Source organism: Rhodococcus oxybenzonivorans, assembly GCF_003130705.1.
GTDB classification, from domain to species: Bacteria; Actinomycetota; Actinomycetes; order Mycobacteriales; family Mycobacteriaceae; genus Rhodococcus_F; species Rhodococcus_F oxybenzonivorans.
The window spans coordinates 5,477,852-5,500,118 of sequence record NZ_CP021354.1 but is presented as its reverse complement, the minus strand read 5'-3'; the positions used below and the strand labels follow the sequence as shown (position 1 = coordinate 5,500,118).

Genomic DNA, 22,267 nt, shown 5'->3' with positions numbered 1-22,267 from the left:
GTAACCAACGGGTAGCGGATTACTCCGGATAGTCCTCCGGCCAAGCCAGATGGGTGTTGCGACGACGCCCACGTAACTGCACCTGTTCGCCCAGCTCCCAGTGCGCCTGCTCCTCCTCGTCGGCGAAGTACAGCGCGCTGGTGGACGCCAGGACGCGGCTGGGATGAAGCTTGGCGAGCTCGGTGAGGCGCGACGCCTCGTTGACGGGGTCACCGATCACGGTGTACTCAAACCTTTCTGCGGCACCGATATTTCCGGCGACGGCCAGGCCCGCGGACACGCCGATCCCGATGTCGAGACCGGTGATCTCGTGGAGCGCGAACCTCAGCTCGCGCGCGGCCGCCAGTGCGGCGGTCGGGGCGTCGGGGCGGTCGAGCGGGGCGCCGAAGATTGCGAGAGCCGCGTCACCCATGAACTTGTTGACGAATCCATGGTGTCGGTCGATCACATCGACGACTACGCGGAAGAACTCGTTGAGCAGGTTCACGACCTCGCCCGGGGGACGCTCCGCGGCGGCGCCGGTGGAGCCGACCATGTCGACGAACAGAACGGCCACGAACCTCGTCTCGCCGCCGAGTTCGGTACCGAACTGCAGCGCCCGCCGCGCGACGTCCTCACCGACGTGCTGACCGAACAGTTCGCGCAGCAGCCGCCGTTCGTCCGATTCGCGCATCATGCGGTTGAACCCGACCTGCAACCGTCCGATCTCGCTTCCGTCGAACACCTCCACCCGCACGTCGGTGGCGCCGCGCTGAACCCGTTCGATGGCCCGCCGCAACTGTTTGATGGGGTCGGAGATCTGGCTGGCGGTCAGCATCGACAGTGCGAAGGCCTGTGCGATCGCGATGATCGACAGCAGCATGATCGCCCAGGCCAATGCGTTGGGGGAGAACACGAGGTCGGTGGTCAACTGTGTGACGCAGAGCAGGATGATGCCGATGACGGGCATCAACGTGCCGAGGCCCCACGTCATCGCCAGGCGGGTGCCGACTCCGGGGGCCATGGTCCGGTCGAATTCCCCCTCGCTGAGGGCGCGCGCCGCCACCGGGCGCAGAATGCGTTCCCCGAGCATGTAGGTGAAGCCGAACGTGGTGGTCGCGGCCATGCAGACGGTGACGATCACTGCGACCGCCAGTTCGGGCATCTCGGTGATGGTGAGCAGCACGAAGATGATCCCGCCGAGTATCCACAGGACCAGATGCACGATCGCCTGCCGCAGCGGTGCGTGCAGCGCCGACATCTGTTCACTGCGGGTGGGCGGGCCGCCGCGTAATTGCCAGCGGATGACGGACCGCAGCATCATCGCTGCCGCAGTGAGACTCACCACCGCGGCGAAGGCCAGATACCCGCCGAAGATCGCAACGTTGCGCACCCGGTCGGCGATAATGGCCTGCGATTCGGGAATCGGCACGCCATATCGCACGAACGCGAAAACCAGGATGGCACCGATGAAATTGGCGAGGAGCATCGAGACCATATAGAGCGGCCACCTGCTGCGGACCGTCGCCGCGATCGCTCTATATGATTTCCGCACGCCGTTCAATTTAGCGGTGGGCAAGTTCGGGAGCGCAGGACACATCCCCTAATGGGTCCGGACACGCCTGTTTCGGGCGCGAACTCCCCGGCACCTGGTGAAGCTCGATACGCTCCGCAGGTGAACTCGAACGAGGGCTCGATACCGGTGACCACAGCGGAACGTAGGCATCGTGCCTCGGCGTCCGTGCATCCGGTGGTGCGGGTGGCGGCGGAGTGGACGTGGCGCCTGCTCGTCATCTTCGCCGGTTTGCTGACTCTCGGCTACATCGTCGCCAGGCTCGACACCGTGCTCATTCCCGTGGGGCTCGCACTGCTTGCCTCGGCTCTTCTGGTGCCACTCGTGGACTGGCTGCAGGAGAAGGGTGTGCCCCGATCGGCGGCGGTAGTGGTGGTCCTGGTCGCGTCCATCGGCGTCGTCGCCGGGATCATGACGTTCGTGGTCGAACAGTTCGTCGCGGGTCTTCCAGCCCTGACCGACCAGTTCGAGGCGAGCATCGCCCAGATCCAGAACTGGTTCACCAGTGGGCCGTTCCACTTCAGCGAGGATCAGATCCACCAGGCCGGCGACTCCGTGGTCAAGTCGATCCAGGACAACCGCGAGCAGCTCACCAGTGGTGCGCTGACCACGGCCACCGTCATCGGGGAGATCTTCACCGGGGCACTGCTGACCCTCTTCACTCTCATCTTCTTCCTCTACGGCGGTAGCCAGATTTGGGAGTTCGTCACCCGGCTCGTGCCTGCTGCTTCCCGCCCCCGCGTTCGGCTGGCCGGAAGCCAGGGGTTCGGCTCGCTCATCGGTTACGTCCGCGCCACCGTTGCGGTCGCAGCCGCTGACGCCATCGGCATCGGGGCCGGACTCGCCATCCTGGGCGTGCCTCTCGCACTTCCCCTCGCGTCGCTGGTCTTCATCGGTGCGTTCATCCCGATCGTCGGTGCGTTCCTCACCGGATTTCTGGCTGTCCTCGTCGCACTGGTCACCAAAGGCCTTCTCACCGCACTGATCGTGCTGGGCATCATCATCGGCGTGATGCAGCTCGAGGCGCACGTGCTGCAACCGCTGTTGCTCGGTCGCGCCGTCCGCCTGCATCCCCTCGCGGTGGTTCTCGCGATCACGACCGGAATCGTGCTCGCCGGGATCGTCGGCGGGCTACTCGCCGTTCCGATCGTCGCGGTGCTCAACACGGCGGTCCGTTCGCTGCTGTCCGGGGACCCCGAGGCCACCTTCGACGCGATCGAGGTCGACGATCCCGCTGTTCCCCTCTACCCGGCGGAACCCGACGAACCGGATGAACCGGATGAACCGCAACACTCTCGATCCGACGGTTCCCATGACCGACGACCATGAGCGCCGCACTCGGCTGCACTACCGGCCGACCGTGCGAGCCGCCGCCGAGCGAGACACCCAGCCGGATGCACCGCTGTGGCGTGCGGCGCAGGCGTTCCGGCTGGTCACCCTGGTGTATGCGGTCAGCTACCAGTTCGTGTCCGTTCAGTACTACTCCCATCAGCGGCTGAGCTGGTTCTTCGTTGCGCTGATGGCGGTGTGGTCGGGAGTCTCGGCGGTGCTGCTCTCGCACGGGAAGACACCGCGCTATCAGATCGTCATCGCGGACCAACTCGTCGTCATCGCCTTGATGGCGTCGACGAGACTCGTGTCCGACCCCGACTGGTATCAGCACCACCAGACTCTGCCGACGACGTTGTGGGTCACCAACGCGGTGATCTCGGCCGCTGTCTTCGGCGGGCCGTGGCTGGGGATGGCATCGGGCGTCCTGATGGCCACTGTGAGCGCGGTGGTACGCGACCAGGTCAACCTCGATTTGTGGCGTGACGCCACGGCGCCTGTGCTGGTGTCCGTCGGACTTGCGCTCGGGCTTGCCACCACGACGGCGAGACGGGCGCAGGCCCAGCTGGAACGGGCCGTACGGCTGGCAGCCGCGACGGAGGAACGCGAACGCCTCGCCCGCGAAGTCCACGACGGGGTTCTCCAGGTACTTGCCCTCGTTCGTCGGCGCGGAAACGAAATCGGTGGTCCCGCAGCCGAGCTCGCGCATCTGGCGGGGGAGCAGGAGGTGGCGCTGCGCATGCTGATCTCCGAACAGGGCGCCGGGGTGACGGCAGACCTGGGCGGTGCGGTGATCGACTTGCGGCTCCTCCTGAGCACCCGGGCCAGCACCACGGTGTCGGTGTCGACGCCGGCCGACCCGGTGACGATCGAGCGGGGACGGGCCACGGAACTGGCCGCGATCGTCGACACGGCGCTGTCCAATGTGGCGCAGCATGCCGGGGCCGGAGCCAGGGCTTACGTGCTGCTCGAAGACCTCGGGGACGAGGTGATCGTCAGCGTGCGCGACGACGGTGCCGGGATCGCCCCCGGCAGACTGGCCGAGGCGGAAGCCGAAGGGCGCATGGGAATATCGAAGTCGATCCTGGGGCGGGTCCGAGTACTCGGCGGGACTGCCGAACTCGACACCGAACCCGGGCAGGGCACCGAATGGGAGATCCGCGTGCCGAAAGGAGAGGACCAGCATGGATGAGGAGCAGGCCGGCGGTCACATCACCGTGATGGTCGTCGACGATCACCCGATGTGGCGCGACGCCGTCGCCCGGGACCTCGAGGGTGCCGGGTTCACCGTCGTCGCGACGGCGGACGGCGTCGCCGCCGCAGGCCGCCGCGCCGCCGCAGCGCGCCCGGACGTCGTACTCATGGACATGCAGCTGCCCGACGGAAACGGGGCGACCGCCACCGCTGCGGTGCTCGAGGTGTCTCCCGACAGCCGGGTCCTCGTGCTGTCGGCGTCGTCGGAGCGTGACGACGTCCTCGACGCAGTGAAGGCCGGCGCATCCGGGTACCTCGTGAAGAGCGCATCGGTGGAGGAGCTGCGGGAGGCTGTGCGAGCCACCGCCGCCGGGCAGGCCGTCTTCACCCCGGGCCTCGCCGGCCTGGTTCTCGGCGAGTATCGCCGGATGTCGAGTGCGCACGCCGATGAGCGGGGACCCGCCGTTCCGAAGCTCACCGAGCGGGAAACCGAGGTGCTGCGTTTCGTCGCGAAAGGATTGAGCGCCAAGCAGATCGCAACCAAGCTGTCGCTCAGTCACCGCACCGTCGAGAACCACGTGCAGGCCACCTTGCGCAAGCTGCAATTGGCCAACCGCGTCGAACTCACCCGGTACGCCATTGAGCAGGGCCTCGAGTAGCCGTGAGTACTTGTTAACAACGCGTTGTTAACAAGTACTCACGGGCGGCGGAGGCGCACTAACCTGGTCGGCATGGAGGCACGGGATCTACGCGTATCCGATGCGGAGCGCGAACACGTCGGTGAACTGCTGCAGCGAGCGGTGGGCCAGGGGATGCTGTCGCTGGGGGAGTTCACAGAACGAATGGATACGGCGCTGGCCGCGAAAACGCGCGGCGAACTCAACGCCGTCCTCGTCGACCTGCCGGGGATTCAGCTGATCTCGGAGTTCGTCCCGCCCCCGTATCCCGACCGGCCGTACGCCGCTAGGCCGGTCCCACCCTCGCCGGCACCTGCACCTGCACCGTCGGTGGGCCACCACGTGTCCGTGCCGCCGCCCGGTGAGATCATCCGCGGTCGGATGTCCTCCATCACCCGCACGGGCTCGTGGAGTGTGCCGGCGTCCCTGAGAGTGGACACCCGGGTGTCGAGCGTGAATCTCGACTTCACCCGCGCAGTCATGGCGACACAGGTGGTGTACCTCGATGTCGACGACTACGCGAGTTCCCTCACCCTGATCGTCCCCGCCGAGGCGACCGTCGACCTCAACGGGATCGAGACGGTGGGCGGCAGCGCCACCAACAAGGTGCGCAGCGGCCCGCCCATCGGCCCCCTGCACCTGGTGGTGCGCGGCAAAGTCCGGTTCGGCACCGTCACTGCCCGGCATCCGTTCGGCACCTCGCTCCGCAATATGTTCCAGTGAGCGGGTTCGTCGAAACCCCCACCCCGCTCGAGTAGGTCTACTCATGTGCGGACGGACTGGTCGCCGGACGATGAATGCATGTCCACACCCGGCAATCCCTCCGTCGATCCGCGCCTGATCGCCCAGCTGTCCGGCGATTTCTCCGCTCTCGGCCAGCAGATGCGGCACGTCGGCGAAAATCTCGCCATCCTGCAGGCGCAATTGTCGACCGTTTCGCAGCCTTCCTCCGAGCCGGCACCTCGGCCCGGACCCGTACCGCAGCCGAGATCGGCGCAACCTCCCCAGCCCCAGCAACCTCCCCAGCCCCAGCAACCTCCCCAGCCCCAGCAACCTCCCCAGCCGATGTACCGGCCGCCGGCCCCTCATCCTTCTGCGCCTCCACCTCCGGTATCCCAGGCGCCGCCGCAGTTCCGGCCTGCACCCATCCCGCCGCCCAGAGTGGCCCGGGAACCGTGGTGGCAACGCGACGGGGTCATCAGCCGCATCCTCGCGGTCGCGGGTGTGGGTGTGACGCTCATCGGGGTTGTCATGCTGCTGGTGCTGGCTGCCCAGGCCGGGTTCTTCGGTCCGGGACTGCGGGTCGCCTCCGGAGCGATTTTGTCAGTGGTACTCGTTCTCCTCGGTGCGCGTGTGTTCGACCGACCGGGTGGCAGGGTCGGCGGAATCGCCCTCACCGCAACGGGTATCGCCGGTGCGTATCTCGACGTGGTCGCCGTCGCCGTCGTGTATCACTGGCTGCTTCCAGCCCTGGCGATGGTCGTGGCACTCGGGGTCGCCGGAGTCGGCGTCGCTTTGGCCGTCAGATGGTCGTCGCAACCGCTCGCCGTACTGGTCGTGACGGGTGCCGCGGTGCTCGCCCCGGTCCTGACCGACGGCATCTCGCTCACCCTGATCGGGTTCCTCTTCGTCGTCCAGGTGGCCGGCTTCCCGGCCCAACTCGTTCGTGCGTGGCCTTATCTGGCGATCACGCGCACCCTTCCCGTGGTGCTTGCGCTGCTGATCGTGATCGTCGACCTCGCGGCCGACGACGGGCAGATGAGAACTTGGGCGTTGGCCAGTGCTGTGCTGGTCGCGTCGTTCGGTCTGGTCTCGTCGATCATGCTGCTCCGGAGAAATGGGCGTGACATCACCGCGACTGCGATGATCGTGACCACCGCAGTCCCGATGCTTCTGGTGTCAGACCTCTTCGGCCGAGTGCAGTCCACCTTGATCACACTCGCGCTCGCGGCCGCGATGTTCGGGACCTGGATGGTGGTGCGGCCGCTGCCTCTGCATGCGCGCAGTGCGCTCGCAGGCACCGGGGCCCTTGCGCTGCTGCTCGCGTGCCTGGTCGGTGCCGGTGGAGAGAGTGCACCGCTCGTCGTACTCGGGATGGCAACGTTGTTCCTCACCATCGGTGGCCAGGTGTCCTCACGCATCGCCTACGCGGTCGGTGCAGCGTTCGCGGTGATCGGTGGTCTGATCTTCCTCGACAGCGCCCCGCCGTTCGTCCTCGTCGACGAGTACAGCGCGGTCGACCTGCTCGGGATCACGACGGTGCTGTCCGGGTTGGTTCTGATCGGCACGGTGGTGTTGCTCGTCTGGTACGCGCACTCGTTGCGGCTGATCCGCAGCGCTACCGCACAACCCGTCTGGGTTCTTGCCGGACTCGTGATCCTCTATGCGGTCACCACGGTCGCGGTGTCGGTGGGGACGGCGATTACGGGCACATCCGTCGGTTTCATCGCCGGTCACTGCGTCGCCACGATCGTGTGGATGATGGCCGCAACTGCTGCACTCGTGTTCGGTCTGGCTCACCGCGAGTATGCCCACACCGCACTGGGTGCCGGACTGGCGCTGACTGCGGCCGCACTGGCCAAACTGTTCGTGTTCGACCTGGCCATGCTCGACGGCCTGTTCCGTGTACTCGCCTTCCTAGTGGTCGGCTTGCTGCTACTGCTCGCGGGTACGCGTTACGCCAGGGAGTTCGCGGAGCGCGACACCGGGCGCGGCTCGTCGGTCAGCGCCGATTCTGCCGAGCGATGAGTTCGCTGACGCTCACGGCGTTGCCGTCGTCCGCGCGGTGCCTGCCGCTCGACGTGTCTTCCACGTCGGCCGGCGGGTGTTCGACACCGCGTCGACGGGAGCCGTTGGTCCCCGGACTGCCGTTGGTCCCTGGACTGCCGTTGGTGGCCGGACTGACGTGTGCCGTGCCGCCGGTGGCACCTGAGTTGCCGTTGGTGCCCGCGCGTCGAGTGCTACTCGCGGGGTCCGGGGCGTCGGGCAGGGCACGACGCCGGGTCGGCATCGAGGGAACCGGCCGGGCAGGAGACGACTGGGGGGTCTCCTGCTCGTACGGTGCCGGCACCGAACGCGGCGATCGGGTGGGAAGCGACGGGGCCTGTTGCGTGGGCGTGCTCGGCCGCGGTTCCGCGGGTGACGAGACCGGGCGGGGTCCGGCCGCGGAGGTGGACCGCAAATCTGCGAGCCAACTCTCGATCGGCCGAGACTGCGTGGCAGGGCCGGGAGCCGGCGCCGCTTGCCGTGGCGGCTGCTGGGCCGGGCGAGGCGGTTGCGCGGGACGGGTCTGCCGATTGGTGCGCGACGGAGCGGTGGCAGGACGCGGAGCGGCCGGCGAGGGCAGAACCGTGGTGGGGGGCTCGGCTGGTGGTGCGTCGTCGACCCGCTTCGGCGGCTGGGCAGGCCTGCCCGTGGCCGACCTCCGGGCCTCGGTCTCCGCGCGCCGTGCTTTCGCCTCGTCCTCGGACATCTTCGCGGCGAGCGCCTGAGCGGTGACGAGCGGAATCGGCTCGGTGAGCGGTTCGGGCTTACGGGGAGCGGGCGGCGCCGAAGGCTTCCTGCGCGGGGGTGCTGCTCCCACAGGGGTCAGTTCGGGGACGTCCGCAGGCATCAGTTCGCTGTCGAGGATCGGCTCGGCGAGACCCGTCTTCTCCTGGATGCGCTTCATCCACGCGGGCGCCCACCAGCAGTCGTCGCCGAGGAGCTTCATCGTGGCCGGGACGAGGAACATACGGATGAGCGTGGCGTCGATGATCAGCGCGGCGATCATGCCGTAGGAGATGTACTTCATCATCACCAGTTCCGAGAACCCGAACGCACCCGTGACGACGATGAGAATGAGGGCGGCGGCGGTGATGATCCGCCCGGTGTGTGCGGTGCCGACGCGGATGGATTCCGTCGTACTCGCGCCCTGCGCACGCGCCTCCACCATGCGTGAGAGCAGGAACACCTCATAGTCGGTGGAGAGGCCGTAAACGATGGCGATGATGAGTACCAGCACCGGCGACATGATCGGGCCCGGGGTGAAGTTCAACCAGGCCGACCCGTGACCGTCGATGAAGATCCAGGTCAAGATGCCGAGCGTGGAACCGAGACCCAAGGCGCTCATCAGCGCGGCCTTGATCGGCAGCACCAGGGATCCGAACGTCAGGAACATCAGCAACGTGGTCAGGAAAAGGACAGAGATCACCATGGTGGGCAGGTGTTCGAGCAGTGCGGCGATACTGTCCTGCTCGATGGCCGGCGTTCCACCGACCAGCACCTGCGTGCCGTCGGGAGCGTCCATCGCGCGCAGATAGTCGATCGTGGGCTTCGACTCGTTACGGTCCACCAGGCCCGCCTTGAGGACGACGACGCCGTCCTTGACCGCGCCCTCCGGGGAGAACTTCTCGATCAGACCCGGCGCGCCGCTGGCTTCCTTGATGATCTGGCCCAGCGCCTTGTTGTCGGCGTTCGACACCACCAGCTTGACGGGTTCGGTGCGCATGCTGGGGAAGATCTCGTCGAACTGTTCCTGCGCGGCACGAGTCGAGCTGTCCGGCGGCAGGTACGTCTCATTGATGCCACCGAACTTGATGCCCGTCAACGGGACGATCAACAGGAGCAGCCCGACCACGATCGGAATGGTGACCTTCAGCGGATTGCGCATCACCCAGCGGGTGAGGCGGCCCCAGACGCTGGCCTCGATCTCCTCCGTGTTCTTGGTTTGGCGGAAGCGCTCGAAACTGAGGGCGTCGATGCGCTTGCCCAGGATGCCCAGTATCGCGGGCAGGATCGTGATGGACGTGAGCGCCGCGAGTCCCACCGTCGCAATGGCGCCGTAGGCAACGGACTTCAGGAAGCCCTGAGGGAACAGCAGCAGACCACCGAGGCTGGCGACGATCATGGTGGCCGAGAACACCACGGTGCGTCCCGCGGTCATCACTGTTCTCCGGACGGCGGAGCGGGTGTCGTACCCCTCCGCCATCTCTTCTCGGAAACGGCTGACGACGAACAACCCGTAGTCGATGGCGAGGCCGAGACCTACGAGGGAGACCACAGGCGCGACGAACGAGTTGACTTCGGTGAAGTTGGTGATGAGGCGGACGACGCCGTTGGCGCCGACGACGGTGAGACCGCCGATGATCAGCGGCAACGCCGCCGCTACGACACCACCGAATACAAAGAAGAGCAGGAGGCCGACGGCTGGGATCGCAAGGATCTCCATCCGCTTGATGTCCTTGGCCATCGTGTCGTTCAACGCGCCCGACACCGGTTGCAAGCCGGCGAGCTGCACGTCGACGCCGTCGATGTAGAACTCGTCCTTGATGTCGCGGAAGTTGGCGGTGACCTCGGTGTCGTTGTCACCGACGATGGCGATGCTCTCGATCGCGTGCTGCTTGTCCGGGCTCGAGGCGGCGATCAGGGTCGGGGCAGACCCGACCTTGAAGTACCCGCCGTTGATCTTGAGGATCTTGTCGGGGTGTTCCGCGGCCAGCGATTCGAGGTTGGCGACGATCTTCGCCTGGAACTCCGGATCCTCGATGGTCTTGCCTTCGGGAGCCGTGTAGAGCGCCACCACATCACTGTTGGTGTCGCGGCCGAAGGTGCTGTCGGCAAGCTTGGACGCGGCGACCGATTCCGAGCCCGGATCATCCCAGCCGGACTGGCTGAGATGCTTCTCCAGACCCAGACCGTATGCAGCGGAACCGAGCAACAAAGCCACCATGATGCCGATGACGGTGAATCGGGCCCGGTAGACGACGCTTCCCCAGCTCGCGAACACTGATCAACTCCTACTCGGCAGCACTCTTCCGCCCGACGAGCAGGGCGGAAAGCGGTCGGAACGGCTGCAACCAGGCACCCTCGTCGGGCAATGTGTCGAGGCTGACCCGAGGAAGTGGTTCCCGGAACACGCCGGGGATGTCCTCGAGATCGACGAAGTCCAGAAGGTCGGACGCAACCGCCCAGCTGGCGTGCTCGCGGAACCCGAGTATCTGGACCGGTATGCCGGTCGCGGCGATGTTCTCCAACGGTTCACGAAATGCCTGACCGTCGGCGGAGGCGACCATGACACCGGCCAGCCCCTCACCGTGCCGGAGCGCGATGTGGTCCAGCATGTCGGAGTCGACGTCGCTGTCCTCATCGATCTTCGGCTTGGCGAACACCGCGAAGCCCACATTACGCAAGGCTTCGACCCACGGTCTCACAACATCGGCGCTCCCAGCCGCGATATTGGTGAAGACGGTCGCTTCGGGTTCGAGTGTGTCGGTGCCGGACGCCGACAGTTCGGCGGTCCGGGAGAGGAGCCAGCGGCCGAGGGCGTCGAATCGCGGCCGGTAGGCCGCGGTCGGGCGACCGCCGAGGATGGCGCCCAGGCCCATGTCGAGGTTCGGAGCGTCCCAGACGAGAAGGACTCGCTTCTGGTGGCGTCCGTCACGTGCACCCACCACGGGAGATCCTGACGACACCGCGGTGCCGGCAGAGCCCGTAGGCAACCCGCCGGAGATGTACTGCTCGCTGACGCTCATGACCTGATCTTCCCCCAAATCAACTCGGTGATCGCACTCCCGACCTGATGGGCCTTGTCCTCGAACTTCGTCACCGGACGCTCGTGTGTCATCGGGGACTCCCAGTCGAGGGAGGTCAACAGTGGTTCCGCGTTTCCCGCCTCGGCGATCGCCTCGGCATACTCGGCGTGATCGGTTGCAACGTGCAACACGCCACCGGGCTTCAACCGGCTCGCGATCAGCGCAAAGGTGGGGGCTTGCAACAGGCGGCGCTTGTGGTGACGGGCCTTCGGCCACGGGTCCGGGAAGAAGACACGGACACCGGTCAGCGATTCGGGTTCGACCATGTTCTCGAGAACGTCCATGGCGTCACCGCGCAGAACGCGGATGTTGGGGATGCCGTCGCGCTCGATCTGCTGCAGTAGCTGTGCGAGCCCGGGGCGGTACACCTCGACGGCCATCAGATTCACGTGCGGTTCGGCTTTCGCCATCGCCGCGGTGGCGGTTCCGGTGCCCGAGCCGATCTCGAGGATCAGAGGTGCGTCGCGCCCGAACCACGTGGCCGCGTCGAGGCGGGTGTCCGAGACCTCGGCACCGATTTTCGGCCACTGCCGATCCCACGACTCCTGCTGGGCAGGGGTCAGCGCCCCCCGGCGGGAGCGGAAACTCGTCACCCGGGGGTGCAGTCGAGATCCCGTCTTACGCGGAGTCTGTCCCTCCTCGGGGACGGCGGGTGCTTCCTGATCGGCGTGGTTCACCGGACCATTGTCACGCATGGGGGCGTTTCTGGCATACGGGTCTGAAGTTGACATTGAGACTTTCTGGTCGATCGGCGGCGCAGCCTGCATGGTTGCCCACGCCGGTTTCGCGGAAGTCTGACAGAATCCTGACGGTACGAAGGGGGGTGATCGCGTCATGGGCACTGTAGATGCCAGGGGCGGGGAATTGGACGAACTCGCAGATCGGGTGGCGGTATCGGACCGTGCGGCGGGGGAGAGCGTTCGGGAAGTCGCGGCACTACTCCACGCGCCGATTCGTGTGCACATCACCGGTCGTGCGGGTGTGGGGAGAACCACTGTCGCGACCGCAGTAGAAGAAGGAGCAATTCCGGGTGCCGAGATCGAAGAGCCCGGCCCGCTCGATGTGCCCGGCGCGCCCGACCCCGTTCTGGACGGTGACGTCGTGGTGTGTGTTCTCGTCGAATCGGTGCGTGCCGCCGATCGTGTGGCAGTCGCCGGGGTGGACGCCGAGCGCGCACTGCTCGTACTCAACAAGGTGGACGCACTCGGCGAATCACGCGAGCCGGCCGACGTGTGGGTGGCGGCGCTCGCGCGGGCGGCGGAGTGCTCGTCGGACGCCGGCCTGCCCGTGCTGCCGCTCATCGGCTCCCTGGCGACCGCACGAGCTGTGACGGAGGCCGACCTGGCCGTCCTTCGTCAGCGTCCGCACGACCTTTCGTCAGTGTGGGATGCCCACGGTGTCGCGATAGCGAGTGCGGCGCTCGAGGCGAATCCGCAGCTCGGCGCGCCGGCAGTCACCGCATTGCTACGCATGGCCAGCGGCGTGGAGGAGGTAGTGGGAGCGGTCGCCGCGCGAGTGGCGCACGTCCGGGCGGGCCGAGGCGAGTGTGCGCTCCGTTCTCTCCGGTCGTTGGCAGCCCGCAACACCGGAGTCCGCGACGCACTCGAGGAGTACCTCGCGGGAGATGCCGCCGCGGCGCTCGCGGCCGCGGCCGGCCGACTCCACCTGGCCGACTGGAATCGGGAGGCCCCGGCCGAGCCCGGCACCGCCGAGGACGCCGTCCGGTGCGCGCAGTGGTGGCGCACGCAACTCAGTGGAAACCCCACTGCCCGGCAACGAGGGGCCATCGTCGACGTCCGGCGGCATTACCTACGGATTTGGCAGCGGATGGGCGGCCGTCCGGACGACAGCCGGCCCGTCGCCGCCCGCGGTCCCGGATGACGCAGGAGTTGACGGATCTGCCCGCTGAGACCGTCGATGTCGTTTCCCGGTGGAATCCCGCAGCAACCGTCCGGCTCGTGGCCCGGACCGACTCCAGACACGAGCTCTTCGTCGCCGGGCCACGTCGGGCGGGCAAGACCACCCTCGTCGACGCGCTCCGCTTCCTCGACGAGTCCGCCTTCGATCTCGTCGACGACCCGCTCGACGCCGGCGTGGTGCTGATGGTGCTCGACGCCGCCGCGCCACTCGGGCGCGAGGAACTGGCCGTTCTCGATGTGGTCTTGCGTCCCGCATGCCCGGTGGTGTTCGCCCTGACGAAAATCGATGTCCACAGAGAGTGGGCCACCGTCCGCGAGCGTGACCGCGCCCTGCTCGCCGGTCATGCGGAGCGGTTCGCCGACGTGACCATCCACCCGGTCGCGGCCGGAGCCGGGCGCGCCCCGGCCCGCGGATCCGGGGTCGAGGCACTGCTCGAGGCCCTCCTGTCCGCGGCGGGTGGCCAATCGAGGAGCGCGCGGTCGAGCGCCGAAAGGGTTCTCGAGCAGACTCGCCGGATGATCGTGGCCACCGGCCGATCCATTCGGGAGGCCGATTCCGGTGCCGACCTTCGTGCCGAACGGACCCACCTGCTCGCGCACCGCGACGGCCGGCGTGCCGAGCGGGTTGCTCGACTGCGCAGCGAGGTGCAGCTCGGCAAGGTCGAATTGATACATGAGGTGTCCACGCAGATCCGGGCGGCGGGGGTCACGGTGCGCGCCGACATCGATCGGGCGGGACGTGCGAATCTCGCCGACTACCCGGACCGGCTCGCCGACATCGTGGCGCAGCTGGGCGTCGACCTCGAAGGCGTGGTGACCACGCGACTCGACCACCTGCTTGCGCGCGCCGGTGTCGCCGCGCCCGCTCGGCGGGACACCGGCCCGAAACCCGATTACCTCGTCCCGGGGCGCCCCGAACCTCGCCACCGGGGGCTGGAAGACCGCATGACGATCCTGATCGGGGCATCGGCGGGTCTCGGGCTGGGCCGCCTGATGGTCGCACCGTTGTCGGTGGTGCCCGCCCTCGACATCGCGTCCGTCCCGCTCACCCTGACCCTCGGCGGCGTGGTGGCCTGGTGGCTCGCCCGTGCGCGTGGTCACATCGCCGAGCGCTCCCATGTGCGTCAGTGGGCCAGCGAGTCGCTCACGACCGTGCGTGCGCAATGGGAGCAGCGGGTTCTCGGCCGGTTGTTGTCCGCCGAAGCGGAGATCAGCGAGATGATCCTCGAGGAGAGCAGGTCGCGCGCCCAGGAGGTCGACACTCGAGTGGCGTCGATCGACGGAGAGTTGCGGAAACTGACGTCGAGGCGCAACGGTCAGCTTGCTTCATGCGAACGGGACATCGCGGCCATCGATCGCGGGCTGCGGGAAATTCGCGACATCTCGAAGGAACCGAAACATCGTCCGGAACGTCAGACTACGTAGAGGCGGTCGGCCGAATGTGTCCACATGTGTGTGGAACCATGTTGAATTGCGTCCGCCTCTCTGTGAAACTGTGGGATGTGAAGGGAGATCGCCGTGGCCACCGCTGAGAGTTTTCTGGTCCCCGATGTGCCCTCGTTCGATCCCGACACGTTCGGTGAGGACTCCGGAGCCGTGGCTCTGACCGCGCCCACGCATGACATCGACGGTGACGGCCTGCTGGACACGCAGACCTTCGAATCCGGAAATGCGCTGGTAGTCATCTCGGATTTGGACGGCGACGGGGATGCCGACTACCTGACGACGATTTCCGACAACGGCGCTTACGCATCCTGGGAATTCCACCGCGGCACGGACGGCGTCGCGCAGTGGAAACAGACTGATGACGGGACCCTCGGTAACGGCTAGTATCTCCCCGAAAACGCCCGTCAGGCGCGGGAAAGGCGCCGGACGGCTCTACTGAATCGTTTCTGTGACCTTTCCGACCGCACCCGGTTCCCCTAGATGGGACCCGCGGCGTTAACCTCTAGGGATAGGACACCCGGCGCCCGCGTCTTCCATGTGGCATGGACGGCCTGGCTGGACCCCGCCGAGAGGGGAAAATCGGACCGTCTGGCACTCGTTGCGAGGGGCTCTTTCGCAACGGACGGCAGATGGTCCGGTTCCGGCTCACCCCAGGAGAGTTTGATGACCTCAGCGACCATTCCCGGTCTGAACGGAACTGACGGCACGCCCCCCACGGAGCACAGTGAGCTGCTCGCCTGGGTTCGAGAGGTTGCCGAACTCACGCAGCCCGATCGCGTCGTCTTTGCAGACGGCTCGGATGACGAATGGGATCGACTGACCTCGCAACTGGTCGACGCCGGTACGTTCACCCGCCTCAACGAGGAGAAGAAGCCGAACTCGTTCCTCGGCAACTCCGACCCGTCGGATGTGGCACGTGTCGAATCGCGGACCTACATCTGCACCAACGAGGAGATCGGAGCCGGTCCCACCAACAATTGGATGGACCCGGCCGAGATGAAGGCCCTCATGACCGACCTCTACCGCGGTTCGATGCGGGGTCGGACCATGTATGTCGTCCCGTTCTGCATGGGACCTCTCGGTGCCGAGGATCCGAAACTGGGCGTCGAGATCACCGACTCCGAGTATGTGGTCGTCTCGATGCGCATCATGACGCGCATGGGTACCGCTGCCCTCGAGAAGCTGGGCAAGGACAAGCCGTTCGTCAAGGCACTGCACTCGGTGGGTGCGCCCCTCGAAGAGGGTCAGGCCGACGTGCCATGGCCGTGCAGCGACACCAAGTACATCACCCACTTCCCCGAGACCCGGGAAATCTGGAGCTACGGTTCCGGCTACGGCGGCAACGCCCTGCTCGGCAAGAAGTGCTACTCGCTGCGCATCGCCTCGGCCATGGCCCACGACGAGGGCTGGCTGGCCGAGCACATGCTGATCCTCAAGCTCATTTCGCCGGAAGACAAGGCGTACTACATCGCCGCTGCCTTCCCGAGCGCATGTGGCAAGACCAACCTCGCCATGATCCAGCCCACCGTTCCGGGCTGGCGCGCCGAGACCCTCGGTGACGACATCGCGTGGATGCGATTCGGCGAAGACGGCCGCCTGTACGCCGTCAACCCGGAGTTCGGATTTTTCGGTGTCGCACCGGGCACTAACCATGGTTCCAACCCGAATGCCATGAAGACGATGGAGTCGGGCAACACGCTCTTCACCAACGTCGCCCTCACCGACGACGGCGATGTGTGGTGGGAAGGCCTCGAAGGCGACCCGCAGCATCTGACGGACTGGAAGGGCAACGACTGGACGCCCGAGTCCGGTGAGAAGGCCGCCCACCCGAACTCGCGGTACACCACCCCCATGTCGCAGTGCCCCATCCTCGCTCCCGAGTGGGACGACCCGCAGGGTGTGCCGATCTCGGCGATTCTGTTCGGTGGACGTCGCAAGACCACGGTCCCGTTGGTCAGCGAGTCGTTCGACTGGCAGCACGGCACGTTCCTCGGTGCCACCCTGTCGTCCGAGCAGACCGCAGCCGCGGAAGGTGCCGTGGGCACCGTGCGCCGCGACCCGATGGCGATGCTGCCGTTCATCGGCTACAACGCCGGTGACTACCTGAATCACTGGATCAACGTCGGCAAGAATGCCGACTCCCAGAAGCTGCCGAAGATCTTCTACGTCAACTGGTTCCGCCGTGGCGACGACGGCCGGTTCCTGTGGCCAGGTTTCGGCGAGAACTCGCGCGTCCTGAAGTGGATCGTCGACCGCATCGAGCACAAGGCCGGCGCCGAGTCGACCCCGATCGGTTACGTCCCCACCGCAGCGGACCTCGAGCTGGACGGTCTCGACGTGAACACGGCGGACGTGGACGAGGCACTGAAGGTGAACGTCGACGAGTGGAAGCAGGAGTTGCCCCTCATCGAGGAATGGTTCGAGTTCCTCGGCGAGAAGGTGCCGTCCGGTATTCGTGACGAGTTCGAGGCACTGAAGCAGCGCCTGGGCTAGTCCCCGTACGTAACCGAATGCCGCAGTAGTTCAGTCTGACTGAGCACTGCGGCATTCGGCGTCGAAGGGGCAGATTACGGTCAGCCCTGCGCGGCTGCCCACTCTTCGACCCGCCGCTGGGCCTCCTCGTCCGAGACGTTCTCGACGCGGGTCATGATCGCCCACCGGTGCCCGAATGGGTCGAGGATGGAGCCGAAGCGGTCACCGGTGACGAAGGTGGACGGCTCCTCGAACACGGTTGCCCCGCGCTCGACGGCGCGGCAGAACGTGGCATCGACTTCCTCGCAATACAACACATACGAATGGTTGACGGTGTTCGTGCCGTCGGGTGCGTGGAGGCCCATCGTCGGCATCGGATCACTGAGCTGCAGCCGGCCGTTGCCGAAGTCGAGCTCGGCGTGCATGACGGAACCGTCGGGGCCGTCCATGCGCTGAACAACGGTCGCGCCGAACACCTCGGTGTAGTAGTCGATGGCCGCGGCTCCGCCGGCCACCACCAGATACGGCGTAATGGTCGTGTATCCGTGCGGGACAGGGCGCACAGCGTCTGCATTGGTCATGGTCCCAGTGTGCCGCGCGGGCAGGTGTCTGCATTGAACAAACCCGACCGATTCGGAGGGAACCCGGCAGGACTGCCGCCAATCCCATACCATTCGGTCTGTAAGTGTCATGATTTCGAAGCTCACCGACGAAAGGATTGACGAATGCAGCCAGGAACCAGTAAGGGCATGAAGCGACTCGCCGGAGGTGCCGCATGTGCCGCGGCCGCTGCGGCCGCCGTATCCATGGCCATGCCGGCGACTGCTTCGGCAGCAACGGAGGTAGCCCCTCCGACCGTGGTGACCGAGGTGGACGGGAACACCCTCGACATCACGGTGACCAACCCGAATGTCTTCGAGCTCACCGATCCACAGTCTTGTGGCGCAGTCGCGTTCGACGCCACGAGGCTCCCGGAAGTCCTCTCCAACCCCGCCGTCGTTCTCCAGCCGGGATTTGCGGCGTGGATGACTCCACTGCCCGAACGGGTGGTTGCGAACGCCACCGGTGACGCGGTCAAGACGTTCACCACATCGGAACTCGCGGACGGCGCCTACGCGGTGATCGGCGAGTGCCTCTCGCTCAGTACCGTCGCGAACCCGCAGACCACGCTGCCTCAGATCGTCTTCGTCGGCGGCCCGCTGGATGGTATCCAGTTCGGCAGCTAGACGTCGAAGCGCTTCGCGCTCGTGCGCCTTTCCGGTAGCAGCAGCTACCAGAAAGGCGCACGAGCGGCGGAGCCGCCTAGTCTGTGTAGCCGGGCGGGTAGAGCACGGACTTGGTCTCACAGAAGGCTTCGACGCCTTCCGGTCCGTCCTCGCGCCCGATGCCCGAGTTCTTGTACCCGCCGAACGGGGAACCGGGATCGAAGGCGTACCAATTGATTCCGTAGGTACCGGTGCGGACCTGGGCTGCCACCTCGAGTCCTTTCTCGACATCGGTGGTGTACACCGAGCCGGCGAGCCCGTAGTCGGAGTCGTTCGCGATCTTGATGGCTTCGTCCACGGAATCGTAGGGAATCACGCACAGCACGGGTCCGAAGATCTCTTCCCGGGCGATGGTCATGGAGTTATCGACGTCCGCGAAGATCGTCGGCTCCACGAAGTACCCGGTCTCGAGGTTTGCCGGACGTCCGCCGCCCAGCACCAGGCGCGCACCTTCCTCCTTGCCCTTGGCGATGTAGCCCTCGACTCGTTCCCGCTGCTTCTCGGAGATCAGAGGACCGAGCTGCGCCGCCGGGTCGGACGGTAGCCCGACAGGGAAGAAAGCGGCGGTGGCGACCATGCCGTCGACCACTTCGTCGTACCGCGACCGCGGCGCCAGGATGCGGGTCTGACCGACGCAGGCCTGACCGGTGTTCATCAACCCGGACATCACGAGCATTGGCATCGTCGACGCGAGATCGGCGTCCTCGAGGACGATCGCGGCGGACTTTCCGCCCAGCTCGAGGGAACAGCGCTTGAGATTCTGTGCCGCGATGGCGCCGATCTTGCGGCCCACCGCGGTGGAGCCGGTGAAGGTGATTTTGTCGATGTCGGGGTGCGAGACCAGGTACTCACCCGTCTCCGCGCCACCGGGCACGAGCGACAGCACGCCCTCGGGCAGACCGGCCTCGGTGAAGATCTCGCCGACGATATTGGTGGTCAGCGGAGACTCCGGGGCCGGTTTGAGTACCATCGTGCACCCGGCGAGCAGGGCCGGGCCCAACTTGTTGATCGCCAGGAAGAGGGGCACGTTCCAGGCGATCACGGCGGCCACGACACCGACTGGCTCCCGAGTGACGCGGGAGCGGCCGAACGCACCCGAACGTTCTTCCGTCCACGGAAACGAATCGGCGAGTCCGGCGAAATAGTTGATCGTGGCGAGGGACGGGGTCACCTGCATCATCTGCACCGACGCGGGAGGTTGACCCATCTCCGACGAGAGCACGCCCGCGATGTCGGCCGCGCGTTCTTCGAGAAGCTTCGCGGCCTTCGCGATCACCTGAGCCCGTTCGGTGGGCGACATGCGTGGCCACGGGCCGTCGTCGAATGCGCGCCTTGCGGCGGCGACGGCGGCGTCGATGTCCTGCGGCCCGGCAACCGGAACCGAGCCGACACGTTCTTCGGTTGCGGGAGAGAACACTTCGAGCACCTGATCGGTGGACGGCGCCACCCACTTGCCGCCGATGTAGAGCTTGTCGTAGTCGGTCATTCTTCCATTCCCTCGTTGATTGCCCACCCGGTCAGCGAGCGGTGTCGGTGAAACTGTCGAATCCATAACGTGCGTGTGGGCCGATCGCCGCGACTTCGAAGAGTCCCGTGCCCACCACGGTGTCGCCACCGTCGTCCAGACGGAAGCGGGTCAGATTGTCGACGGGGCAGAACATGCGCAGTCCCGGCTCGATCTCGGACGCCTGCTTGCGCAGCCCTTGAACCACCAGTTCGCCCTGCCACATCCCATGCCGCCAATCGGCTTCGAGCCCGTAGCCGGTGCCGATCCCGATGTAATTCGAAACCAGGAATTCGCAGGTGACACTGACGGTCTCACGCCCGGGCCGGTGGAAGGTGAGTGAAGCCGCGGTCACGTCCCGGGTGCCGGGCTCGAATTTCAGCTCGTGCTCGGGCCTGCCGAGCCATTCGGGCTCACGACCGTCGTCGGGCCAGATGCGGACCGCCTCTTCGACGATGCGTCTGCCGCGTTCGTCTTCTTGCAGCACCACGCAGATCGAGTAGTCGTCGAACTGCATGACCGAGTAGATCCAGAAGAAGTTCTGGATACCATCCACGGCGCGTCTGCCGGGCGGCTCGGATTCGCCGACCGGGCGTACTCCCCACGACCGGTCGCGGTTGCCGCGCCAGCTGTCCGGCGTGACCGTTCGGGGTGCGCCGTCGATCGTCAGCTCGCCTGTCCAGGTACCGGTCTGGACGAAACGGCTGGTGTCGAAGGTGACCCGTTCGAGCTGGCGGCGGAAATGTCGTGGCTCGAGCGTCGCGGGGACGGCGGCGTCGAAGGTGAGGTCGAACGAGAGGTCGTACTCGCCGGGTTCGAGCACGATCCGCAGTCGTTGCAGGCCCTCGAGAACCTCGACGCGGAAGGGGCCGACAGTGGTGTCGGAGCGGTCGGCACCGAGGGCCCTGGAACCGCGCACGACGATGTGGTCGTCACCGCGGCGTAGCACCGCGAACGCGTCCGCCACACCGAGATTGGGGTACTGGCCGAGACCGACGATGAGGAACAGATCCGTCTCGGTCGACGGGTAACAATTGAAGTAATACCGGTCGTAGAAATTCCGATCGGACGTCCCCGCCCGGCGGATCGGCTCGGCCACCTGATGCACCGGGTAGTCGTCCATCGGTGACAGCGGATTGCCCGCGAAGTCTGCGTTCATCGGAGCTTCTCCCCGTACGTTCCGTCGAGCATCGCTTCGAGCGAGGCTCGGTGCATGATCATGTCGTCGGGGTCTTCCGGTGCGACGGCTTGCCCGAAGTGGATGGCGCGGGTCTGGATTCGCAGCATGATGGTGGCCTGCCGTAGCGCCGCGTACACGGTGTAGTACTCGAGGTTGCGGGGAGCGTGGCCCGTCAGTTCGTCGTAGGTCGCGGCGATGTCGTCGACACGCAGGAAGCCGGGCAGACCGCCCAGGCCTGCGACTTCGGCAATGTCTTCGAAGAACCGATGCAGGTACGCCATCCATCCGAGGTCGAGTTCACGTGGTCCGAGTGTGGCCATCTCCCAGTCGAGTACCGCCACCGGCCGGAAATCTTCGTACATGATGTTGCCGATGCGGGCGTCTCCCCAGCAGAAGACGGCGGGTGACGAATCGTCGGGGCGGTTCTGCTCGAGCCAGGCGAAGCTGCGCTCGATCAGCGGGGACCGCGGCCCCGACAGGGTGGTCCACTCGTAGTACTCACGCTGCTGGCGGATGTGCGCGGCGAGGGACTCGGCGGCCGTCGGGCCGGCATTGGGGAGCCGCAGGAAATCGAACCGGTCCCACGGGCGGTCGATGTCGTGCAGTTTCGCGAGCACCTCCACCGAGGTGTGCTGGAGTCGTGCGCGCTGGGCGTCGGTCGCCTCGGTCACCCAGGACCCGAAGTTGTACGGCATCACGTCCGGCGGGACCTGGCCGGAGACCCGGGCCATGACGAAGAACGGCGCACCGAGTGGTTCCGGATTCGTCTCGGACCAGTAGACGACCGGGACAGGGACCGACGAATGTTCGCGGACCTGGGCCATGACCTGGAACTGGTTGTCGAGGTCGTAGCGGGGGAAGACGGGCATGGTGCTGTCGGCCGGGGCTACCCGGGCGACCAGCGGATGTCGTTCGCCCGACCACACGGCGTCGAACAGGATGGTTTCGCTGGACATTCCGTTGGCGTCGGGAAGGTGGACGTGCGTGACCTCGGCGACGGTGCCGACGGGCAGCTGGGCGGACAGCCAACGCTCGAGCCGTTCGCGCAGGATCTCGGGGTCGCGCTTGGAGCTGCTGGGTCGGGCGACCTCGGACTGATGGGTGGAGTCGTCGGCAGATCGGGCAGCGCTCGTGCTCACGAGTCACCTCCTCCTCGA

The 22,267-nt window shown here is 66.4% G+C and carries 18 protein-coding genes; 10 read left to right on the top strand and 8 right to left on the bottom strand.

Annotation, left to right across the window (positions count from 1 at the left end):
• Positions 1-19 precede the first annotated feature (19 nt).
• Positions 20-1,477 carry an adenylate/guanylate cyclase domain-containing protein gene (locus CBI38_RS25600; RefSeq protein ID WP_109333310.1) on the bottom strand — a complete coding sequence of 486 codons (1,458 nt, stop codon included), beginning with the start codon at positions 1,475-1,477 and terminating at the stop codon, positions 20-22.
• A 177-nt stretch (positions 1,478-1,654) separates the two neighbouring features.
• On the opposite strand from CBI38_RS25600, the gene CBI38_RS25595 reads away from it, so the two are divergent.
• From CBI38_RS25595 to CBI38_RS25575, 5 genes are all read left to right on the top strand, one after another.
• Positions 1,655-2,881, top strand: a complete 1,227-nt coding sequence (locus CBI38_RS25595; RefSeq protein WP_418328288.1) for an AI-2E family transporter — start codon at positions 1,655-1,657, stop codon at positions 2,879-2,881.
• Positions 2,865-4,073, top strand: a complete 1,209-nt coding sequence (gene macS / locus CBI38_RS25590; protein WP_109335354.1) for a MacS family sensor histidine kinase — start codon at positions 2,865-2,867, stop codon at positions 4,071-4,073. The genes CBI38_RS25595 and macS overlap by 17 nt, the downstream gene beginning before the upstream one ends.
• Positions 4,066-4,734, top strand: a complete 669-nt coding sequence (locus CBI38_RS25585; RefSeq protein WP_109333308.1) for a response regulator — start codon at positions 4,066-4,068, stop codon at positions 4,732-4,734. The genes macS and CBI38_RS25585 overlap by 8 nt, the downstream gene beginning before the upstream one ends.
• 72 nt (positions 4,735-4,806) lie before the next feature.
• The gene (locus CBI38_RS25580; protein WP_109333306.1) at positions 4,807-5,475 is read left to right on the top strand and encodes a DUF1707 SHOCT-like domain-containing protein; all 669 of its coding nucleotides are present in this window, start codon (positions 4,807-4,809) and stop codon (positions 5,473-5,475) included.
• A 78-nt stretch (positions 5,476-5,553) separates the two neighbouring features.
• Positions 5,554-7,500 (top strand): DUF2339 domain-containing protein, encoded by a 1,947-nt coding sequence (locus CBI38_RS25575; protein WP_109333304.1) that lies wholly within the window; start codon positions 5,554-5,556, stop codon positions 7,498-7,500.
• Here CBI38_RS25575 and CBI38_RS25570 read toward each other — a convergent pair.
• From CBI38_RS25570 to trmB, 3 genes are read right to left on the bottom strand one after another with little or no spacing between them, the layout of a single operon-like run.
• Complete coding sequence (locus CBI38_RS25570) at positions 7,475-10,519, bottom strand: MMPL family transporter (protein ID WP_109333302.1); 3,045 nt, start codon at positions 10,517-10,519, stop codon at positions 7,475-7,477. The two genes, CBI38_RS25575 and CBI38_RS25570, sit on opposite strands and share 26 nt — an antisense overlap.
• 10 nt (positions 10,520-10,529) lie before the next feature.
• A complete protein-coding gene (locus CBI38_RS25565; protein WP_109333301.1) occupies positions 10,530-11,264 on the bottom strand; it encodes an NYN domain-containing protein in 735 nt (244 codons plus the stop codon).
• Positions 11,261-12,019 (bottom strand): tRNA (guanosine(46)-N7)-methyltransferase TrmB, encoded by a 759-nt coding sequence (gene trmB, locus CBI38_RS25560; RefSeq protein WP_109333299.1) that lies wholly within the window; start codon positions 12,017-12,019, stop codon positions 11,261-11,263. The genes CBI38_RS25565 and trmB overlap by 4 nt, the downstream gene beginning before the upstream one ends.
• A gap of 139 nt (positions 12,020-12,158) precedes the next feature.
• Here trmB and CBI38_RS25555 point away from each other — a divergent pair, with 139 nt between their 5' ends.
• The 4 genes from CBI38_RS25555 to CBI38_RS25540 all read left to right on the top strand — a co-directional run bounded on the left by CBI38_RS25555 (position 12,159) and on the right by CBI38_RS25540 (position 17,182).
• The gene (locus tag CBI38_RS25555) at positions 12,159-13,205 is read left to right on the top strand and encodes a hypothetical protein (protein ID WP_109333297.1); all 1,047 of its coding nucleotides are present in this window, start codon (positions 12,159-12,161) and stop codon (positions 13,203-13,205) included.
• Positions 13,202-14,668: a GTPase Era family protein gene (locus CBI38_RS25550; RefSeq protein ID WP_109333295.1), complete on the top strand. Its 1,467-nt coding sequence runs from the start codon at positions 13,202-13,204 to the stop codon at positions 14,666-14,668. Before CBI38_RS25555 ends, CBI38_RS25550 begins: the two co-directional genes overlap by 4 nt.
• 93 nt (positions 14,669-14,761) lie before the next feature.
• Positions 14,762-15,073 (top strand): DUF6802 family protein, encoded by a 312-nt coding sequence (locus tag CBI38_RS25545; RefSeq protein ID WP_109333293.1) that lies wholly within the window; start codon positions 14,762-14,764, stop codon positions 15,071-15,073.
• Positions 15,074-15,352: 279 nt separating this feature from the next.
• Positions 15,353-17,182 (top strand): phosphoenolpyruvate carboxykinase (GTP), encoded by a 1,830-nt coding sequence (locus CBI38_RS25540; RefSeq protein WP_109333291.1) that lies wholly within the window; start codon positions 15,353-15,355, stop codon positions 17,180-17,182.
• A gap of 80 nt (positions 17,183-17,262) precedes the next feature.
• On the opposite strand, the gene CBI38_RS25535 is transcribed toward CBI38_RS25540, so the two are convergent.
• Complete coding sequence (locus CBI38_RS25535) at positions 17,263-17,742, bottom strand: VOC family protein (RefSeq protein WP_109333290.1); 480 nt, start codon at positions 17,740-17,742, stop codon at positions 17,263-17,265.
• Between the two features lie 144 nt (positions 17,743-17,886).
• On the opposite strand from CBI38_RS25535, the gene CBI38_RS25530 reads away from it, so the two are divergent.
• On the top strand, positions 17,887-18,387 hold the full coding sequence (locus CBI38_RS25530) for a hypothetical protein (RefSeq protein ID WP_230989960.1): 501 nt from the start codon (positions 17,887-17,889) through the stop codon (positions 18,385-18,387).
• A gap of 76 nt (positions 18,388-18,463) precedes the next feature.
• Here the strand turns inward: CBI38_RS25530 and CBI38_RS25525 are convergent, their stop codons facing one another.
• The 3 genes from CBI38_RS25525 to CBI38_RS25515 are packed head-to-tail and all read right to left on the bottom strand — an operon-like array spanning position 18,464 to position 22,249.
• On the bottom strand, positions 18,464-19,912 hold the full coding sequence (locus CBI38_RS25525; RefSeq protein WP_109333286.1) for an aldehyde dehydrogenase: 1,449 nt from the start codon (positions 19,910-19,912) through the stop codon (positions 18,464-18,466).
• Between the two features lie 31 nt (positions 19,913-19,943).
• Entirely contained in the window at positions 19,944-21,089 is a 1,146-nt protein-coding gene (locus tag CBI38_RS25520) for an Rv3169 family protein (protein WP_109333284.1), read from the bottom strand.
• A complete protein-coding gene (locus tag CBI38_RS25515) occupies positions 21,086-22,249 on the bottom strand; it encodes a phosphotransferase family protein (protein WP_109333282.1) in 1,164 nt (387 codons plus the stop codon). Before CBI38_RS25515 ends, CBI38_RS25520 begins: the two co-directional genes overlap by 4 nt.
• Between the last annotated feature and the right edge of the window lie 18 nt (positions 22,250-22,267).

Bases quoted from the DNA above. Each gene is read 5' to 3' on its own strand.
- CBI38_RS25550 (WP_109333295.1), top strand. From the start codon at position 13,202: ATGACGCAGGAGTTGACGGATCTGCCCGCTGAGACCGTCGATGTCGTT.
- CBI38_RS25585 (WP_109333308.1), top strand. From the start codon at position 4,066: ATGGATGAGGAGCAGGCCGGCGGTCACATCACCGTGATGGTCGTCGAC.
- CBI38_RS25565 (WP_109333301.1), bottom strand. From the start codon at position 11,264: ATGAGCGTCAGCGAGCAGTACATCTCCGGCGGGTTGCCTACGGGCTCT.
- trmB (WP_109333299.1), bottom strand. From the start codon at position 12,019: ATGCGTGACAATGGTCCGGTGAACCACGCCGATCAGGAAGCACCCGCC.
- CBI38_RS25575 (WP_109333304.1), top strand. From the start codon at position 5,554: ATGTCCACACCCGGCAATCCCTCCGTCGATCCGCGCCTGATCGCCCAG.
- CBI38_RS25520 (WP_109333284.1), bottom strand. From the start codon at position 21,089: ATGAACGCAGACTTCGCGGGCAATCCGCTGTCACCGATGGACGACTAC.
- macS (WP_109335354.1), top strand. From the start codon at position 2,865: ATGACCGACGACCATGAGCGCCGCACTCGGCTGCACTACCGGCCGACC.
- CBI38_RS25580 (WP_109333306.1), top strand. From the start codon at position 4,807: ATGGAGGCACGGGATCTACGCGTATCCGATGCGGAGCGCGAACACGTC.
- CBI38_RS25525 (WP_109333286.1), bottom strand. From the start codon at position 19,912: ATGACCGACTACGACAAGCTCTACATCGGCGGCAAGTGGGTGGCGCCG.
- CBI38_RS25600 (WP_109333310.1), bottom strand. From the start codon at position 1,477: ATGGTCTCGATGCTCCTCGCCAATTTCATCGGTGCCATCCTGGTTTTC.
- CBI38_RS25555 (WP_109333297.1), top strand. From the start codon at position 12,159: ATGGGCACTGTAGATGCCAGGGGCGGGGAATTGGACGAACTCGCAGAT.
- CBI38_RS25535 (WP_109333290.1), bottom strand. From the start codon at position 17,742: ATGACCAATGCAGACGCTGTGCGCCCTGTCCCGCACGGATACACGACC.
- CBI38_RS25530 (WP_230989960.1), top strand. From the start codon at position 17,887: ATGCAGCCAGGAACCAGTAAGGGCATGAAGCGACTCGCCGGAGGTGCC.
- CBI38_RS25540 (WP_109333291.1), top strand. From the start codon at position 15,353: ATGACCTCAGCGACCATTCCCGGTCTGAACGGAACTGACGGCACGCCC.